Source organism: Halorientalis regularis, assembly GCF_023698535.1.
Classification (GTDB): Archaea; Halobacteriota; Halobacteria; order Halobacteriales; family Haloarculaceae; genus Halorientalis; species Halorientalis regularis.
Map to the genome: position 1 here is coordinate 229,642 of NZ_JALJCL010000006.1, position 15,390 is coordinate 245,031.

The following is a 15,390-nucleotide window of genomic DNA, read 5'->3' on the forward strand; positions in this document are numbered from 1 at the left end:
GTGGCGCGAGTGGGTCCCGAGCATGTCCGAATTCGCGTCGTGTTACTTCTGCGGCACAGCGCTTGACGCACAGATCGAGCCCTATCCAGTGATCCCCGAGGACGCCGGGACCGACGACCGGCCGACCGTCGACCTCTGCCCGGTCTGTCGCCGGAAGCTCTCGAAGGTGCTGGACGTGGCGCTCTCGGCCGCCGACGACGCGGAGGTCGCCGCCACGCCGCTGGCTGCTGGGCCCGACCCGTCGCCACTGGAAGCCGACCACGAAGACCCGACGGCCGGTCTGGGGAGCGAGGACGAGGAACCCGCCTACGCCGTCGAACCCAGCGGCGAGGCGACGGCAGTCGAAGACACAGCGGCGGCCGAAGACGACGGGGATGCGGACGACGAGGGCGACGTGGACAGCGCAGACGGTGACGGCGGGGAAGCCGACGCAGTCAGTGGGACCGACCAGGCCGAAGACGGAGCCGCCGTGACGAATGCCGAAGCGCCGGAAACAGAGAACGAGTCGGCGGACGGGAGGAGCGACGACGATTCCGCGAGTGTCGAGTCGGCGGCCGAGACGGCCGAGGCGGACGATGCGGTCGCCAACGGCGAGGAACCCGGGAGGGCGACCGACGACGGGGGCGAAGCCGAAGAGCCAGGGGCGAACGACCACACCGAAGTCGACGATGGGGAGACAGCGGAGAGTGAGTCCGACAAACCAGCGATCCTCTCGACGCCCGCGGCCCAGAAGATCATCAAACTGCTCCAGAACCGCGATTTCCCGGTCGAGCGCGGGGAGATCGAGGTTGTCGCCTCGAACGCGTACGAGATCCCCCAGCAGGACTGTGACGATGTGATCGAGGCGCTGGTCAGTGAGGGGTACGTCGGCGAGCGCAAGGGGGAACTGGTCAGGCCCGAGGAGTGAGGGAAGTGCTGCTGAATACAGAGGATGCGTTCGGCATAACTTCCGGAGCCGATCACTGACTCGACCCATCGGCCGGAACAAATTTGTCGCTCGTCGGGGAATGGTAATGCAATGCGGCTCGTTGCTCATCGCGGCTTCGACGAGCAATACTCCGCGAACACCGTTGCAGCCATCGAAGGTGCGGTTCCACACGCGGATATGGTCGAACTCGATATTCGCCGGTGTGCGTCGGGTGAACTCGTGGTCGCACACAACGCGCTCGTGGATATCGGTCTCGACGGCGTCGACCAGGTGGACGAGTTGACCGCGTCCGAGCTCGCCGCGCTCGACGCCCACGACGGCGAAGGGATCCAGACCCTCGGTACCGTCCTCGACTCGATCCCCGCCGACGTGGGTGTCAATCTCGAGCTGAAGGACCCGGAAATCACCGACCAGGCGCTCTCGATGGCCGAATCGACACCACACGAGGTCATCATCTCGTCGTTCGACCCCGAGGCGCTCCGCGGTGTCCACCCCGAAGGGAGTACGAACGTCGAACTGGCCTACGTGCTCGGACTGACACCGAACGACGACCTCGCGGTCGCGAGGGAGCTCGACTGTGCGTTCGTCCACCCGAACGCGTGGCTGTGTCTGCTGACCGGCGTCGTCGCCGACGCCCACGAGGCGGGACTGGCGGTCAACGCGTGGACCGTCGACTCCAGCCCCGGTGCCTGGGCGCTCACACGGCGTGGCGTCGACGGACTCATCGCGAGTTCCCCCCACGTGACGGGCTGGATCGAATGAGAGGCACCGGCTACGGCTGATCGACTCCGCGGGCGGCGCAGGCGGGTTTCTCCGCCTGGACCGTGTTTTGGATGCAGCAGAACCCTCGACCCCGGTCAGTTCTCGGTCGGTGTATCGGGAACAGCGCAACCACTACCACCCGGGGGCGAGAAGGGGGGCCATGGACCGTGCCGAATTCTGCGCGCGACTGGACGAGGAGTTGCGGACCGACGCGTACGCCGACCTCGACGCAAGTCCGAACGGGTTGCAGGTCGGCTCGGGGGACGGCGAGATCAACCACGTCGCCGTCGCCGTCGACGCCGCGGCGGCGACCGCCGAGGCGGCCGTCGAGGCGGGCGCTGACATCCTCGTGACCCACCACGGCTACGTCTTCGGCAGCGTCGAGCGAGTGACCGGGCGGCTCCACGACCGCCTCGAACCCCACTACGAGTACGACCTGCCGCTGTACGTCTCCCACCTCCCGCTGGACGGCCACCAGGACCTGGGCAACGCCGCCGGCGTGGCCGACCTGCTCGGGCTGGAGAACCGCGAACCGTTCGGCGAGATGGGGTCGGAGTACGTCGGTCAGCGCGGGACCGCACCGGATGGGTTCACCGCCGAGGAACTGCAGGACATGTTGAGCGCGGACCTCGATCACGGTGGACAGGGCGTGCAGGTGCTGGATTTCGGCCCCGACGTGATCGAGGACGTGGCTATCGTCACCGGGAGCGGCGTCGACTGGCTCGACGAGGCCGAAGCGGTAGGTGCGGATGCCCTGCTCACGGGCGAGGGCAAACAGCAGGCATACCACGAGGCCCGCGAGGCCGGGATCACCGTCGTGCTGGGTGGGCACTACGCCACAGAGACCTTCGGCGTGCAGAGCCTCGCCGACCTGGCCGAGTCGTGGGGCCTGGAGACCACGTTCGTGGATCACCCGACGGGGCTATAGGGTGCGTCAGAGGGGCGAAAAACGGGCCCAACCACGGCCAGACAGTGTCTACATCTCACCGCGGGGTCTGCTGTAGACCGTCTTCGGTCTTGCGAACGCGCCCTCGACCTACCGCGTTCCTGTCAGAAGCGGTGTGACCGATCAAGCGCCGCTACGGTTGCTGCCGAGATGGCCGATGCTGTCACCGTCAGGAGCGGTAGCATCGCGGTCATTAGAGGAGAGAGTCCGGCCTGTTTTGTTCGAGATCGTGGATTTCAGCTTTGAGGTCCGGATACGCGTCGACGATATCTCGTGTGGTGATGATCCCAACGAGGTCCATGTCTTCGACCACGACGAGTTTCTTGATGTCTGCTTCGTGCATGCGCTCGGTGGCTCGTCGAAGCGTCTTCCTCGGTGAGATCGTTTGCAGCGGGCTACTCATCACCTCTCGGAGAGGGATGTCTGTGAAGGGGCGTTCGGTTACATACCCCGCGTACAGGGAGTCGGTCTCCGTGACGATTCCCACTGGCGTATCCGCGTCGTTGACGATCACGCTGCCGGCGCGATTCCGGAGCATCCGCTCAACGCCACCCTGAAGCGACGCCTCGACCGGACACGTGACGAGAGCAGTCGTCATGATATCTTCGACGAGCATACGCACTCTTTCCGAGTACGCTACTTAGTTCACGTGGCGAGAGGTCTTGTTTCTGCCTACTGACTATACGCCCTGCGTTCAGCACGGCCGAGAAAACCGATCAGATACCTGGGATTTCGACTGCGAGTGATTCTCACGTAGAACACATCTGATTCAAAACCATTTAGCGCGGCTCCGCGCTATGGAGGGCAATGAGTTATCGGATCGGTCTCGTCGGCAAGCCCTCCGTGGGGAAGTCGACGTTTTTCAACGCGGTCGTCAGAGCTTCGCTCTGACGGGCCGCAGGATCGCGCTGCGAATCCTGCGACGGCGACGATGAACGACGTGCTGGAAGTCGTCACGAGGAATTAGGGCGCGGACGAGCAGGGAGCGGGCCGGGACCGCGGACTTTTAACGCGTTCGGCGGCCACTGGGTTCCAATGAGCGACGACGGGAGCGCGGGCGACGACACGGGACACGAACAGCCACCACGCGAGGCCTTCGAGCACGACCCCATCGGCCACGCCGAGGCGCGGGCGGGCATGACGGTGGGCGAACTCGCCGCCGAGTACGGCGAGGCGGGCGTCGGCGCGGCCGACATGCACGAGGCCGTCGACATCTACGCCGAGATGCTCGCCGACGACGTGACGGTCGTGATGGGGCTGGCGGGCGCGATGGTACCCAGCGGGATGCGACGGATCGTCTCGGACCTGATCCGTGACGGCCACGTCGACGCGCTGGTGACGACAGGGGCGAACCTGACACACGACACCATCGAAGGGATCGGCGGGAAACACCATCACGGGACTGTCCCCGAGGAAGAGCAGGAACGCGAGCACGACGAACAGTTGCGCGAGGAAGGCGTCGACCGCATCTACAACGTCTACCTCCCCCAGGAACACTTCGCGCTGTTCGAGTCCCACCTCCGGGAGGAAGTGTTCCCGCCGCTGGCCGAGGCGGGCACCGTGAGCATCCAGCGGTTGACCGAGAAACTCGGCGAGGCCAACGCCGCGGTCAACGAACGTGAGGGGATCGACGAGGACCCTGGCATCGCCGCGGCCGCCTTCGAGAACGACGTGCCGATCTACTGTCCGGCCGTGCAGGACTCGGTCCTGGGCCTGCAGGCTTGGATGTACAACCAGACCTCCGACTTCTCGCTGGACGCGCTGGCGGACATGGACACGTTGACCGACCAGGCCTTCGACGCCGACCGGACGGGCGCGCTGGTCGTCGGCGGCGGCGTCCCGAAGAACTACGTCCTCCAGACGATGCTCGTCGCGCCCGGCGCCTACGACCTGGCGGTCCAGTTGACGATGGACCCGCCCCAGACCGGCGGCCTCTCGGGCGCGACCCTCGAGGAGGCCCGGTCGTGGGGGAAACTCGAAACCGCGGCCCGCAACGTCTCGGTCTACGCCGACGCGACCATCACGCTTCCCCTGCTGGTCGCCGCCGCCCGCGAACGGATCGCCGACTAAACGAGAACGTTCGACACCGCGTGAGTCTTGAGGGCCGCCCGTCTACACCCACTCGGCCGATGACGAAGTAGCGGTTCCGAGCCGGCCTGACGACCCGGCCGTGACGAACCCTATGAGTGCCGAGGCCACGTTTCCGTCCGTGTATTCACGAGAGGAACTGAATGGACGTGGGGGAATCGCGTCTGCCGCGTGCTGAGAGAGGCGGGTCGTCAGTTCAGGTCCAACAGAGTGCGCGTTGAGCGGTTAGACGAGATGTGAGGTGACGGCCCGTACGAATCTATCGGAATCGCCACACGGATCCGCATAGAGACAGAACGCGTCCGGCGAGGAGTGCAGATTCTACAAACGGGAACGATCAGTTGCAGCAGAGGTCGACGAGCTCTGATCGACGCTCCACGGAGACGGCTCGTGGTTTTTGTAGGTACAGGCCGTACTCTCTCGAACAGATGACAGCCTCGAGAGAGATCACGGCCGAGGGTGGTTCAGCGGTTCCGCTCCGGGTTGACCACGTCGCGGACGACCCAGCGGAACCCGCGTGTATGCTCCACTGCACCGATATCGAGGGGACGGAGCTACGGGTAGCGGTCCAGGAGCCATCGACTACCGAATCGTCGTTAGAGCCGGGCGAATGGTACCGGTTCAGCCGAGTCGTCCAGTCGGGGTCACTCGGAGCTCACCTCCTATTTCAATCCGAGAGCGACGGAATAGAACGTATCCAGGCACCGGAGCCCCAGACACACCCGCCACTGGCTGAACATGACACCCCGTGGCTGGTCCAGCTGGGGGCAAGTGACGAACGTATCGCCGTGACAGTACAGCCCCGGTCGACGGATGAAACGGGGAATGTCCGGGTGGAAGACCCGGAGACGTACGAAATCGCCGCCGTTTGTTTCGCATACTGTGACCGGTCCAGTGATGCGACGGTATATCATCGCGAGGAACGCGACACGCGAGACGAACAGCTCCTGCTCGAGCACGTCGTCGAAGACCTTTCCGAGGCAGAAGGAGCAACGCTTGTGACGCGTGGATACGACCGCTTTCCGCTCGAAATGCTCTATCAACGTCTCGCGCAAGCATCGGGGGGCGGTGTCGTCGGGACCGGAGCAGAGCGGGTGCTGAACGGGTGTTTCCACGCAACCCCGGAGAGCGTCCCGGTCAGATCAGAGGCTGACACGGTTGTCGAAGCGGCTCGTCAACTTGGCATCGAGGTCGATCCGATTCTACTCAGCGACTACGACATCGGGATCGACCGGACAGACTGGCGCGGCGAGATGGATACCATGCCGCTCTCGAGCGTATCCGACCCACGGATGGCCGACGGTGACTATGCGACGCTCGTCGAGTGGTATCTCGGTCCCGAGGACGGATCGGTCGATTCGGCACAACTCGCTCACTGCCTGAAAGCGTACGCGAGCGCAGATCTTGGTCTACTCCGTGAACTCGTAGCGCACGGCACGATGGACCGACTCGGCTGTCTGCGGCTGTCCGAGAGCCGTCTCGGAGGATAGTCGGGCCGGGCATACCGGGATACCGCACCAAGAGCCGAACCGGGGACGCTCAAATCGAGTGAACCAGCTGCGAACGGTCCTTGCACTGACCGAATATCGTCACTCCTCGTTAGTCGTCTGCGACGACGCTGTCTTCCCAGCCTTCGCTGTGAATTCGCTCGTCGGGCGCTCCAAGCTCGGCTAGTCGCTCTTTCGCCTGGACAACCATCGGCGGGACCCCACACACATAGAAGTCCCGCTCGGTGAACTCGTCGAACAGGTCATCGAGGTGTTCCTGTGCGTATCCGATTCGCCCGGTCCATTCCCAGTTGGGGTCCGAGAGCACGAAGGTCAGGTTGAGATTGCGATTGTTCGCCGCCAGTTCGTTGAGCGTCTCTCGGTGAATGATGGTCTCCTCTCGCTTCTCGCCGAGGAGGATGTGCGCGTGGCCAGTGCCCTCGCGTAGATACTGCCGGAGCATCGCCATCATCGGTGTGAGGCCCGTGCCGGACGCGAGGAAAGCGACGTCCCGGCTCGTGTCGGCGAGCGATAACGCACCCTCTATTGGGCCAATCTCGACCGTGTCTCCCGGTCGCTTCTGGTGCATGTACGAAGACGCTAGTCCGTCGTCGTAGCGCTTAATTGTCAGCGCCAACTCCTCGCTACCGGGTAGATTCGTCGGTGTGTACGGCCGGATGATTTCTTCGTTGCCCGACTCGAACCGGACTGTCGTGTGCTGTCCCGGGTCGTACTCGAACTCGTGACCGGGTACTCGCAGACGGAATCCTTTCACTCGGGGCGTGATCTGATACGTGTCAACGACTGTTGCTTCGTGTGTCATGGTGAACGAGAGCGCTGCGTAGTGCCGACAAGCGTGCTCTGCTCGGCGACGCCGGGGCAGTTCGGCCGTGTCGAAACACGGTATGTCGGTAATGTATTAATTTTGTCAAACGGTGTTTTGCCAGTGTCCGCGATGTATTCCAGTGGGAACCGAGCAAAGCGGTTCGACAAGGGGGGTTGGTGCCGGAATCGGGCAACGCTGAAGTATTGATTTTTGTTTATATACGTGTGGTAGGGAGGCACAGGCATAAACAGCACGGCTGGTCAGTAGTATCGAGAAGCCGTACGGCCTGTCCGAGCTTCCATGTAGGGACGACCACCCGAGGAGTGGTAATCGAGAGTGAACAGATAATGGACTGAGCGGCGTCTATAGCTGCCTTAGGTACATCCGCTATGGATTGATTGTGAGTCGTGAGTGCCGAGGCTCCTTTCCTGGTACCAGCAGTTATGGCGTACGCGGCGACGTTCGTACAGAGTCGGAGCCGCAGTTCGTCCACGCGGTCAAAGACGGGTGCCGTCATCCACTCTCGGATCGTTCTTCGGGCGGGACGAACGGCCCGACGGAGGCGGTCTGGCGGGCGATAGTGGCGGCGCGGAACACGTACGCGATGAACACGGCGAGGGGAGTGACGATGACGCCGATGCCCAGGCTGAACACGAGCGGGAGATACTGCGCCGGGACGGTGACGGAGTCGGGGCGGTAGACGAGCGCCATCGCGATGCTGGCGACGAGAGCCACGAGGCCGCTGTAGGCGACCACGCGGGAGAGCCGGGCGAAGTCCTGCTGCAGCGAGAGCGTCTTGAAGAACTGGCGCGTGATGGCGATAGCCCCCAGCAGGTCGTCGATGGCGGCCAGTTCTGCGCTGGCGTCGTCGGAGAGACGGTCGCCGTACTCGTTCCGGAAGTGTTCGGTCGCGGTCATGTTCTGGGCGTATTCGGTGCCCAGAACGACCGCCAGAACGTTCACGATGGCCGTCTGGCTCTCGATCCGTTCGGCGATGCTCTCCCCGTAGGCGGCGATCCCCTCGGCGTAGTCCGTGACTGCATGCGAGCGGTCGCCATCGGCGTCGTCGACAGCCGATCCGAGGTGGTTCGCCCGCTCGGTGAGTGTCTCCGCGACCAGGTTCAGAAACTCCGCCGGGTCGTTCGGGACGGCCGGTTCGCCGGCGTGATCCCGGACGGTTCGGCGGAGATCGCGCGTGCCGCCCAGTTGGTCGGACAGTTCGTTCGGGGACCCGAACACGCGGGACAGGACGAGCTGGTTGATGGACAACGCAATCGTCACGAGCGTCACCGTGCCGGAGATGAGCCCGCTCGCGAAGGCCGACGCCGCGGCGCTACCCGGCCCGATAGCCAGAACACCGAACCGAGTCAGCAGGAAAAAGACGGCCACGATGACCCCGACGAGAACGCCCGCGACCGCGATTCGGTTCCCGCCGAGGACGAGCCAGTGCATGGCTCGTTCCGTGACGCCGTCGACGTTCCGGACCGAACTCGCTGTCGTCACGCCCTCACTCATGGCTTCCCCCACGATTCGATGGTGGTTTGCTGGATCGAAACACGCGTTCTGTGACGTTTCGAGACACGGCTTCAAAGACGTGCCCCACCGAGCGACTGCGAGCGGAGATCGACCCGTCGGCTGCGCGTTCACACGACGACGTTCCTGCCAGCGGACGGCGAGACGTATCGCTCGGGGCCAGCGAGCTCGGACGCTCGATCAGACCGCCTCGTCGGGGTCGTGCCGGTCGGCCATACGGCTTCCGACGCGTAGCGGTCCCGCTCCTCGGGGTCGTCGACGGGTTCTAGCCGGTCGGCTGGGACGGTGATCGCCGCTGTCACCTCTGGGCCCGGTGTGGACCCGAAACGGTCGAACGCACGCGCTTTCTGGAGGTACCGCGCGCCGTCCGGCGTCGCGTAGATCACGACGAGGATGTGGGTGAGTCCGCCGAGAACGTCCGTTCGACCATCCAGACCTGTTCGGTGATCCGTCAGCCTCGGTCGCGTCGTCGGTGCTCGTACCTGTTGCTCCGCGACTGAGGGGCTTGTACGCCGACGAGGGGTCCCAGCGGGTGAAAACGAGCCGAAGGGGGACGGTTGGTCAGTGACCAGTGGGTGCGTCGGGCGCGCGGAACACGCGAATCGTGTCGCGGTCACCCGCTTGGGCGTCGACCTGCTCGAACCCCAGTTCGGTGAACACGCGATGCCAGTCCCGATAGTACAGCGGGAAGTCGTCGTGGACGTAGTTCACGTCGGCGTCGTCGCCCTCGTCGCCCTCGTTCTCGACGGTGACGAGGAGCGAACTGGTGATCCGGGCGAGTTCGGCGAACACCCAGTCGGCGTCCGGGTGGATGTGCTGGAGCGTCTCGACGGAAAAGATGGCGTCGAAGCGGTCGTCCGGAAACTCCGTGAGCACGTCCTCGATGGCGTCACAGTAGAAGGTGCCCTCGGCCGCGAGGTCGGGATAGGCGTCGTCCATCGTCTCGAAGGCCTCGGCGTTGATCTCGATGCCTGCGAGGTTCTCGAACCCGTGGTCGTACAGGTGTGCGAGGTGTCGGCCGGAACTACAGCCCAGTTCCAGCACGCGGGCGTCGCGGTCGAGGTGGGCCTCGAAGATGGCCCGAATCGTCTCGCTGGTCTCGTCCGGGCCGTAGTAGGCGTAGTACTCCGGGGAGTACTCGCCCGAGCGGTCTGCCCACTGTCGGCGAACCTCGTGAGAATCCACACGTAGCAACGACGGCGCACACGTATAGCCTCGTCGGAGTCACGAGCCGGCCGGGGCGCGAGCGACCGCGACAGATGACTCTCGGCGGTGCGCGTCCAGATACGGGATGGTAGAAATCTACTGGATGTGGCCTTCAGCGCGGAGCTGATCGGCGTCCTGGCTGTCGTACCGCCACTCGATGTTGGCCTTCTCGTCCTGCCAGTCCCAGGGTTCGACGAGGACCACGTCGCCCTCGTTGATCCAGGTCCGGTATTTCATGCGGCCGGGGATTCGGCCCATCCGGTTTTCGCCGTCTTCACACTGCACGCGGACGTGGTTCCCACCGTTGTGTTCTGTCACGACCGCGAACAGCTCGTCGTCGTTGGGCATGCGGAGATCCCGTCGCCCTGTTTCTTCACTCACAGTTTAAGTACGAGCCGGACACATTAAAGTGGTCCGAAAGGTGCGATAGCGTGTGTCACGGCCGGTTCGCGGGACGGAACCGGTCTCTCAGAGGCGACGCCGGCCGGAACGAGCGACTCACCCGCTCTGTGACGTCTGTGTACGCCTCGGGGCACGGGTCGCCACCCGAGACGGGGGCTTTCGCTTCGAGTTCGGAGGCCCCGTCCGGGCCGGCGACGCCGAACAGCCTGATCTCACCGGCGTCGTACCGGAGGACCGCCACCGTGCGCTCGCTCCCGTCGTAGCGGACGGTTCCGCCGTCCACGTAGCGATCCACCTCCAGATAGCGCGCGCGCCGGGCCGCGTCGCCGCCGGAGGGCCTGCGCTGGGCCACCGTCAGCAGGGAGTGGTACCCGTCGGCATCCGGCCCCGGATAGCCCACACTGAGAACCGTCCCCGACTCGCTCTCGTCCGCGTGATCGACGGTCCCGCCCATCGGGTCGGCGAAGGTGGCCACCGCGACTGGCCCGGTGTTGCGCTCGTCGGTGTCGCCAAAGACGCTCCCGCAACTCCCGGCGAGGCTCGTGCCGGCGTCGATCCCGTCGGTGCCGCCCGGCAGGTCCTCTCCGGACCCGTCGCTCGTCGGGGTTCCGCCAGCCGCGCCCCCGTCGGCAGTGTCGGCGCTCGTACACCCGGCCACTGCCCCGACGGCGAGCCCGATCAGCGCGCGACGCCGCGTGAATCGTGGCTCGCTCGATTCGTCCATGCCTCCCGGAGAGCGCGAGCCGAGATAAGACTATCTCGCGGAGATGCTGCCGAGTGTCGTCCACGTCACTCCGCCGAGGCCTCCTCGCCGTAGTGGGCGTCGTACCTGTCCAGCGTCGACCGTCGCTTCTCGCGGGCCGTGTCGGTCATCATGTCCGGCGTCCACTGCATCCCGTCGTCCGTATCGACGGTGACCGACTCGACGCCCTCGATGGGTGCGACCCGGGATTCGATCTCCTCGATGAAGTAGGGGACCATGTGGCAGGCCGGTGTCGTGAGCCGGAAGTCGACGCGAACCTCGCCCTCGGCCACCGCCACGGCCTCGACCAGGCCCATCTCGACCACGTCGAGGTTCGAGCCGGTCGCGGCGGTACAGGGGTCGACGATCTCACGAAGCGCCTCGCGGACGCGGGCCTCGGTCGTCACGCCACCACCTCGAACGGCGTCGTCGAGTAGGGCTCTTCGAGGTCACCGATGTACTCGTCGTCGCCAATCGACGCCTGCAGTTCGTCCACGTCGAACCCGTGGGCCTCCGCGAGGTTCGCGCCGACCATCTTGCGCTTGTCCGCCTCGGTGATGGTGAACTTGCCGTCGCGGGAGTCCATCTCCGGGAAGTCGAGGTTCCAGAACGATTCCAGCAGGAGTCGCGGGTGGTACTGGGGCGTCCCACAGCCCCACATGATCTTGTCGGTGGCCGCCTTCCCCCCAGCCCACAGCAGGTTCTCCATGGTCTCGACGAAGGCCTCGGGGCGGGTGGCGGCGTCGGCCGCGGTGATCTCGAGGTTGACGTAGACGTTGTCGTGTTCGGCGATCCGGTAGCCAGTCTCCTCGGCGAGGATGAACCCGCCGTGGACGATCTCGAAGTTGAGGTCCGGGAAGCTCTCGGCGGCCTCCGTCACGTCCTCGACGCGGTAGGGGTCGAGCGGGACGTTCCCGAACGGGACGGCCTTGTGGACCGCGATCACGTCCAGCCCGAGGTCTGCGGCCCGCTCCCAGAGCGGGAACGCCTGCTCTGGGTCGTCCATCTGGAACCCGTGGTGGCCGTCGTCGCTCCAGTAGGAGGGGTAGACCTTCACGCCGTGGGCCCCGAACCGCTCGACCTGCCGTTCGAGTTCGTCACCGGGGTCGTCCATGCCGATGATGTCGACGCTGGCGAGCGGGGCGCTCCGGTCGGGATGCTCGTCGACGAACCGCTCGCCTTTCTCTAGGGCGGTCAGGCCGTCCTCGAAGATGGTGATCGACTGGGGGTGAAAGACGGTGAAGTCCACCTGGCTCTCGCGAAAGAGCATGTTCGCGGTGACCTGGGGGTCCCAGTCTGTCAGGAACGACTCCTCGGTCCGCTGGTAGCCCTCCGGCATCGCCTTCTCCTGGCCGGTCATCAGGTCGACCACGGGCTGGGCGTACCGCTCGATGGCGTAGTTCGACGGGTGCAGGTTGTACGCGTGTGAGACCGCGTCGGCGACGAACACGTCGTCCAGGGATGTCATGCCCAAAGGTAACACGGCTATTCCGGTTAAGCCCTCCCCGTGAAGCCTGAGGGCTACTATAACGGGCGGGTGGGAACTGTCGATCCACCCGAATTTCCCGGTCGATGTGACGGATCGGACACCACTCGCGGCAGAACCGACTGCGCATGCATATATGTCCATCTCAATGGTTATTGTAGCTCCATTCGTATAGAAAATAGTCGATTTAGAGAACAGATGCGGAACCCTTAACCGTGTACCCGGCGTTCGTTTGGTTGCAATGGCAAACGGTAAGGTTGATTTCTTCAACGACACAGGCGGTTACGGCTTTATTGACACAGAAGACGCGGACGAGGACGTTTTCTTCCACATGGAGGACGTTGGCGGCGAGGACCTCACCGAGGGGACCGAGATCAAGTTCGACATCGAGCAGGCCGAGAAGGGCCCGCGCGCGTCGAACGTCGTTCGGACGTAACTCGTTTCGTACTGTCGCCACACGGCGACACATCGTTTTTCCAATTTCTTTCGACGCCTCAGTTCGAGCGACGGCCACGGTTCTCGACCAACCAGCCTGCCCCCGACTCCGACTTCGGCCAGCTTCGAACCAAAGTATATACCTGTGAAAACTATCGTATCGATGTATGCAGACGAGACGGGCACTGCTCGGGGGTATCGCGGGGGCGTCGGCGCTACTGGCGGGATGTCAGGGGGCACCGACGGCGTCGAGCGGACAGCGGACCGGCGACGCTTCGACGACACGGACCGACGACGCGTCGACGCCGGACGCGGCCGGGGAGACGGCGACAGACGCGACGGAAACCACGAGCGAACTACCACTCGAACCTGGCGTCGGCGGCGTGGGGACCGATCTCGCGCGGTGGGTCCCGGCCCAGTCGATCCCGGCGTTCATCTCGCGCATTCCCGAACCCCGGACGGGTCCGTACTACGTGACGGCCATCGACGTGCCGGCCATTCTGGCGTACAAGGACACGCTCGGGACACCACAGGGGGACCAGAGCATCTTCGATCCGGCGACCAGCGAGGGACAGGCGGGCGTGGACCTGACCGAGAGCCTGTATATCAAGGCGGGACCACAGGGCGCGCCGTACCTCTTCGTCTTCGACGGTGGGGTCGAACCGGCGACCCGCATCGACGCGGTGACGGCGAACCCGAACCTCACCGAGAGCGGTACCGTCGACGGGTACACCGTCGTCGCCGCCGAGAACGCCGGGGCCTACGCCATCGGCGACGCGACGCAGGTGGCCGCCGCCAACGTCACCAACGGCGCGGCGGTGGTGCGGTCGGCAATCCAGGGCGACACGCGGACGTACGCCGACGAGAACGACACGTTCGCCGCGTTGCTCGACGCGCTCGGTGGCGGTGAGGCCGTCGGTGGCATCCTCCGGCCGGACGAAGACGTGGCGGGCCTGCGAGCCTACGGGCGGGCCTACACCTACGGTGGGGAGACGACGACGCTCCGGTACGCGTCGGTGTTCGACCCCGAGACAGCGTCGGTGGGCGCGGTCGAGTCGTTCACCGAGTCCCAGTTCGACGGGTCGCCACGGGTCCGGCGCGGTGACGGCGTCGTGGTCGCCGAGCAGGCGATCCCGACGGCCGAGGTGGGCTACCCGACCCACACGGAACTCTAGACGCCGACGCCGGCGAACGGGCTCGTCCGGTCCTGTTCGGCCCGCGGGAGCGAGACCACGAAGACGGAGCCCCGGGGCTGGTTGTCTTCGATGTGGATCGACCCGCCGTAGTGGTCGATCATCGTGCGGACGAAAAAGAGGCCGAACCCGCCGCCAGTGGAGCTGTACCCCTGCTCGAACACCGCCTCTTTCTCCTCGTCGGGGACGCCCGGCCCGTTGTCGCGGACGCGGACCACGACCGACTCGGCACCGGCCCGGACGGCGATGTGGATCCGTCGGTCGTCGGCGTCGTTGTGCTGGACGGCGTTCGAGAGGAGATTGCCGAAGACCGCGGGCAGCATGTCGTCGGCCTGGACCACCACGTCGTCGGGCACGTCGGCGGTCACGGAGAGGGCGTCGTAGGTCGACCGGACGGTCGCGATCTCCTCGCGAAGCACCGCCGAGAGATCGACGGGTTCGGGCGTCACGTCGGCGTTCGCCGCCAGCGCGTTGACGGTCGCACGCGCCCGCTGTGAGAGGTTGATGACGCTCTCGGTCTGATTGCGGATGGCGTCCAGGGACTCCTGGTGGCGCCCGTCGAGTTGCTGATCGAGATGCTCGGCGCGCGCCCGAACGACGGTCATGCTGTTGAGCACGTCGTGCCGGAGGATCGAGTGCATGAACTCCAGTTGTTGCCCGACCTGTCGGGCCTGCTGGGCGTCCCGTCGGGCCTTGACGTAGAGGAGGCCGATCAGGTAGCCGGCGACCGCGCCGGCGTGGGCGCTGGCGAGCAACTGGAGCGTCGGCCCGCCGAGGCGCAGGCCGACCGAAGGACGCACGAAGACGGTGAAGTACATCACGAGGTAGACGAAGCCGATGCCGGCCAGCGAAGCGGCCGCGACCTGCCAGCGCTGCCGGGGCGTGTACGGCGTCCCCTGGAGGTAGATCGCACCGTAAACGATCATGGCCGACAGCCACGCACCCAGCAGGACCGCCGCGACCTGTGGCCAGCCGAACCCGAACTGCCGGAGTTCCCGGAAGAAGTTGAGCAGGGTGATCAGAAACAGCGCGATGCCGATACCACCGACGACCGCGGGGCCGCCCCGCGGCGTCGACGTTACGACCCGCTCGACGCGCTCCCGAACGGCGCCGGTCACGCGGCTGACGGCACCCGACTCGGAGTCGGACATCTCCCCGTTGTCCCCAGACCGATCCGCGACGACCACACGGGAAAGTCAGTGTATCATCACGTATAAGATATACTACTCGGCACTGTCTAGTTGAGTGAGTTTGAGAAGCGAGGAGGCTGTAGCGAGAAGTGCCTATGCAACTCGCAGACCTCCTCAGCGAGACGTTGGAAGAGGACAGTCAAGACGTTTGGGAGAACGAGCGCAC

General features: G+C 65.1%; 18 protein-coding genes and 1 pseudogene. 9 read left to right on the forward strand and 10 right to left on the reverse strand.

Annotated elements, in window-relative coordinates; all coding sequences use genetic code 11:
• Window positions 1-22 precede the first annotated feature (22 nt).
• From MU521_RS09980 to MU521_RS09990, 3 genes are all read left to right on the forward strand, one after another.
• Window positions 23-907: a hypothetical protein gene (locus MU521_RS09980; RefSeq protein WP_092691972.1), complete on the forward strand. Its 885-nt coding sequence runs from the start codon at window positions 23-25 to the stop codon at window positions 905-907.
• Between the two features lie 111 nt (window positions 908-1,018).
• A complete protein-coding gene (locus MU521_RS09985; protein WP_092691975.1) occupies window positions 1,019-1,690 on the forward strand; it encodes a glycerophosphodiester phosphodiesterase in 672 nt (223 codons plus the stop codon).
• A 160-nt stretch (window positions 1,691-1,850) separates the two neighbouring features.
• A complete protein-coding gene (locus tag MU521_RS09990; RefSeq protein WP_092691977.1) occupies window positions 1,851-2,618 on the forward strand; it encodes a Nif3-like dinuclear metal center hexameric protein in 768 nt (255 codons plus the stop codon).
• Window positions 2,619-2,829: 211 nt separating this feature from the next.
• Here MU521_RS09990 and MU521_RS09995 read toward each other — a convergent pair whose 3' ends face one another.
• Window positions 2,830-3,252: a CBS domain-containing protein gene (locus MU521_RS09995; protein WP_092691979.1), complete on the reverse strand. Its 423-nt coding sequence runs from the start codon at window positions 3,250-3,252 to the stop codon at window positions 2,830-2,832.
• 191 nt (window positions 3,253-3,443) lie between these two features.
• Here MU521_RS09995 and MU521_RS10000 point away from each other — a divergent pair, with 191 nt between their 5' ends.
• From MU521_RS10000 to MU521_RS10010, 3 genes are all read left to right on the forward strand, one after another.
• Window positions 3,444-3,527 (forward strand): GTPase, encoded by an 84-nt coding sequence (locus MU521_RS10000; protein WP_092691982.1) that lies wholly within the window; start codon window positions 3,444-3,446, stop codon window positions 3,525-3,527.
• Between the two features lie 144 nt (window positions 3,528-3,671).
• Window positions 3,672-4,706, forward strand: coding sequence for a deoxyhypusine synthase (locus MU521_RS10005; protein ID WP_092691984.1), 1,035 nt, complete (start codon window positions 3,672-3,674; stop codon window positions 4,704-4,706).
• Between the two features lie 851 nt (window positions 4,707-5,557).
• Window positions 5,558-6,214: a hypothetical protein gene (locus MU521_RS10010; protein ID WP_139171107.1), complete on the forward strand. Its 657-nt coding sequence runs from the start codon at window positions 5,558-5,560 to the stop codon at window positions 6,212-6,214.
• Between the two features lie 109 nt (window positions 6,215-6,323).
• Here the strand turns inward: MU521_RS10010 and MU521_RS10015 are convergent, their stop codons facing one another.
• The 8 genes from MU521_RS10015 to MU521_RS10050 form a co-directional block, all read right to left on the reverse strand.
• Window positions 6,324-7,034: a ferredoxin--NADP reductase gene (locus tag MU521_RS10015; RefSeq protein ID WP_092691989.1), complete on the reverse strand. Its 711-nt coding sequence runs from the start codon at window positions 7,032-7,034 to the stop codon at window positions 6,324-6,326.
• A 516-nt stretch (window positions 7,035-7,550) separates the two neighbouring features.
• On the reverse strand, window positions 7,551-8,552 hold the full coding sequence (locus MU521_RS10020; RefSeq protein ID WP_092692046.1) for a DUF7972 family membrane protein: 1,002 nt from the start codon (window positions 8,550-8,552) through the stop codon (window positions 7,551-7,553).
• Window positions 8,553-8,680: 128 nt separating this feature from the next.
• Window positions 8,681-8,956, reverse strand: coding sequence for a DUF7967 family protein (locus MU521_RS10025; protein WP_245681173.1), 276 nt, complete (start codon window positions 8,954-8,956; stop codon window positions 8,681-8,683).
• Window positions 8,957-9,131: 175 nt separating this feature from the next.
• Window positions 9,132-9,755: a class I SAM-dependent methyltransferase gene (locus tag MU521_RS10030; RefSeq protein ID WP_092691991.1), complete on the reverse strand. Its 624-nt coding sequence runs from the start codon at window positions 9,753-9,755 to the stop codon at window positions 9,132-9,134.
• A gap of 117 nt (window positions 9,756-9,872) precedes the next feature.
• Window positions 9,873-10,157 (reverse strand): translation initiation factor eIF-1A, encoded by a 285-nt coding sequence (locus MU521_RS10035; protein ID WP_092691993.1) that lies wholly within the window; start codon window positions 10,155-10,157, stop codon window positions 9,873-9,875.
• A 55-nt stretch (window positions 10,158-10,212) separates the two neighbouring features.
• Entirely contained in the window at window positions 10,213-10,902 is a 690-nt protein-coding gene (locus MU521_RS10040; protein ID WP_092691996.1) for a hypothetical protein, read from the reverse strand.
• A gap of 65 nt (window positions 10,903-10,967) precedes the next feature.
• On the reverse strand, window positions 10,968-11,327 hold the full coding sequence (locus tag MU521_RS10045; protein ID WP_092691999.1) for a metal-sulfur cluster assembly factor: 360 nt from the start codon (window positions 11,325-11,327) through the stop codon (window positions 10,968-10,970).
• Window positions 11,324-12,388 carry an amidohydrolase family protein gene (locus MU521_RS10050; RefSeq protein ID WP_092692001.1) on the reverse strand — a complete coding sequence of 355 codons (1,065 nt, stop codon included), beginning with the start codon at window positions 12,386-12,388 and terminating at the stop codon, window positions 11,324-11,326. The genes MU521_RS10045 and MU521_RS10050 overlap by 4 nt, the downstream gene beginning before the upstream one ends.
• A 259-nt stretch (window positions 12,389-12,647) precedes the next feature.
• Here MU521_RS10050 and MU521_RS10055 point away from each other — a divergent pair, with 259 nt between their 5' ends.
• Together MU521_RS10055 and MU521_RS10060 are read left to right on the forward strand one after the other, a co-directional pair.
• A complete protein-coding gene (locus MU521_RS10055; protein WP_092692004.1) occupies window positions 12,648-12,842 on the forward strand; it encodes a cold-shock protein in 195 nt (64 codons plus the stop codon).
• A gap of 166 nt (window positions 12,843-13,008) precedes the next feature.
• Window positions 13,009-14,016 carry a hypothetical protein gene (locus MU521_RS10060; protein WP_092692007.1) on the forward strand — a complete coding sequence of 336 codons (1,008 nt, stop codon included), beginning with the start codon at window positions 13,009-13,011 and terminating at the stop codon, window positions 14,014-14,016.
• On the opposite strand, the gene MU521_RS10065 is transcribed toward MU521_RS10060, so the two are convergent.
• On the reverse strand, window positions 14,013-15,185 hold the full coding sequence (locus MU521_RS10065) for a sensor histidine kinase (protein WP_175452853.1): 1,173 nt from the start codon (window positions 15,183-15,185) through the stop codon (window positions 14,013-14,015). The genes MU521_RS10060 and MU521_RS10065 overlap by 4 nt on opposite strands.
• 134 nt (window positions 15,186-15,319) lie before the next feature.
• On the opposite strand from MU521_RS10065, the pseudogene MU521_RS10070 reads away from it, so the two are divergent.
• Window positions 15,320-15,390, forward strand: a pseudogene (locus MU521_RS10070) (IS6 family transposase); the annotation flags it as partial.

What these genes read in the sequence shown, in the direction of transcription:
- MU521_RS10005 (WP_092691984.1), top strand. Translation starts at nt 3,672, where the DNA reads ATGAGCGACGACGGGAGCGCGGGCGACGACACGGGACACGAACAGCCA.
- MU521_RS10040 (WP_092691996.1), bottom strand. Translation starts at nt 10,902, where the DNA reads ATGGACGAATCGAGCGAGCCACGATTCACGCGGCGTCGCGCGCTGATC.
- MU521_RS10055 (WP_092692004.1), top strand. Translation starts at nt 12,648, where the DNA reads ATGGCAAACGGTAAGGTTGATTTCTTCAACGACACAGGCGGTTACGGC.
- MU521_RS09980 (WP_092691972.1), top strand. Translation starts at nt 23, where the DNA reads ATGTCCGAATTCGCGTCGTGTTACTTCTGCGGCACAGCGCTTGACGCA.
- MU521_RS09990 (WP_092691977.1), top strand. Translation starts at nt 1,851, where the DNA reads ATGGACCGTGCCGAATTCTGCGCGCGACTGGACGAGGAGTTGCGGACC.
- MU521_RS09995 (WP_092691979.1), bottom strand. Translation starts at nt 3,252, where the DNA reads ATGCTCGTCGAAGATATCATGACGACTGCTCTCGTCACGTGTCCGGTC.
- MU521_RS10020 (WP_092692046.1), bottom strand. Translation starts at nt 8,552, where the DNA reads ATGAGTGAGGGCGTGACGACAGCGAGTTCGGTCCGGAACGTCGACGGC.
- MU521_RS10000 (WP_092691982.1), top strand. Translation starts at nt 3,444, where the DNA reads ATGAGTTATCGGATCGGTCTCGTCGGCAAGCCCTCCGTGGGGAAGTCG.
- MU521_RS09985 (WP_092691975.1), top strand. Translation starts at nt 1,019, where the DNA reads ATGCGGCTCGTTGCTCATCGCGGCTTCGACGAGCAATACTCCGCGAAC.
- MU521_RS10015 (WP_092691989.1), bottom strand. Translation starts at nt 7,034, where the DNA reads ATGACACACGAAGCAACAGTCGTTGACACGTATCAGATCACGCCCCGA.
- MU521_RS10065 (WP_175452853.1), bottom strand. Translation starts at nt 15,185, where the DNA reads ATGTCCGACTCCGAGTCGGGTGCCGTCAGCCGCGTGACCGGCGCCGTT.
- MU521_RS10060 (WP_092692007.1), top strand. Translation starts at nt 13,009, where the DNA reads ATGCAGACGAGACGGGCACTGCTCGGGGGTATCGCGGGGGCGTCGGCG.
- MU521_RS10050 (WP_092692001.1), bottom strand. Translation starts at nt 12,388, where the DNA reads ATGACATCCCTGGACGACGTGTTCGTCGCCGACGCGGTCTCACACGCG.